The organism is Streptomyces sp. NPDC004609, from assembly GCF_042873655.1.
Taxonomy (GTDB): domain Bacteria; phylum Actinomycetota; class Actinomycetes; order Streptomycetales; family Streptomycetaceae; genus Streptomyces.
Genome location: NZ_JBIALS010000106.1, coordinates 1 through 1,103 on the forward strand (window position 1 = coordinate 1; position 1,103 = coordinate 1,103).

1 pseudogene is annotated in these 1,103 nt (G+C 67.0%); it reads right to left on the bottom strand.

From position 1 onward, the window contains the following. Positions 1-25 precede the first annotated feature (25 nt). A pseudogene (locus ACFYT4_RS36225) lies at positions 26-1,026 on the bottom strand (IS5 family transposase). Between the last annotated feature and the right edge of the window lie 77 nt (positions 1,027-1,103).

The following is a 1,103-nucleotide window of genomic DNA, read 5'->3' on the forward strand; positions in this document are numbered from 1 at the left end:
TAGGGAGCGTATTGCGTCGTGATCATCAAGTGGTCCGGGTGAGATCTCTGAGCCAGATCATCGAGGCGCGTAGGTGGAGGCCGGCGAGGTAGCTGTCGGGGGTCTTGTCGTACCGGGTGGCGATGCCTCGCCAGGCCTTGAGCTTGTTGATCAGGCGTTCGACGGTGTTCCGCTCCTTGTAGAGGTCGGCGTCGTGGCTGACGGGTCGGCCGCCTCTGGAGCCCTTCTTCTTCCGGTTGGCGGCCTGGTCCTTCTTCTCCGGGATGACCGCCTTGATACGCCGTTTGCGCAGGTGGGCTCGGTTGCCGCGGGACGAGTAGGCCTTGTCCCCGGCGACAGCGCCCGGCCGGGTGCGGGGTCGGCCGACAGGTCCACGCACCCGTACCTTTTTCAGGACGGGGATGAACTGCGGGCTGTCGGCGGCCTGTCCCGCGGTCAGGATGAACGCCAGCGGGCGGCACTTGCGGTCGCCGACGACATGGATCTTGCTGGTCTGCCCGCCCCTGGAGCGTCCGAGGAGGGCGGCCTTCAGCCGGAGTTTCCGCCGTCGCCGGATGCGCCGTCGTTCTTCCCGCTCGGGATCGTCTTCGGCCTCCTGTCCGGTTCGTTCGTCGCAGTCGCCCCCTTTGACCTGGTCTTCTCCGCCTCGGCGGCAGCCTTCTCCAGGGCGGTGAGGACGTCCTCGTCCAGGTGCATGCCGGCAGCGTCGTGATGGGCCCGGGCGGTGGTGGAGTCGATGCTGACCAGGGACAGGTCCACCTCACCCCGCTTCGCGGCTTCCGCGATCAGGCCCTCCATCAGGGCCTCGAAGACCCCGGCGTCACGCCACTGCCGGAAGCGGTTGTGGACGGTCGACCAGGCGCCGAACTCCGCTGGCATCTCCCGCCACTGCCCGCCCGTCTTGAATCGCCAGATCACACCCTCGAACTGCTGCCGCAGCCGCCCGGGGTACGGGCCGTACTCGCCGATCGGCACGTACGGCTCGATGAACTCCCACTCTGCATCCGTCAGTTGCACTCGCGTCACCCAAGAAGGTCTACCCGTCCAGACCCTGCCGCGAAGGCAGATCCCGCAGATTGATCAAGACGCAATACGCTCCCTAG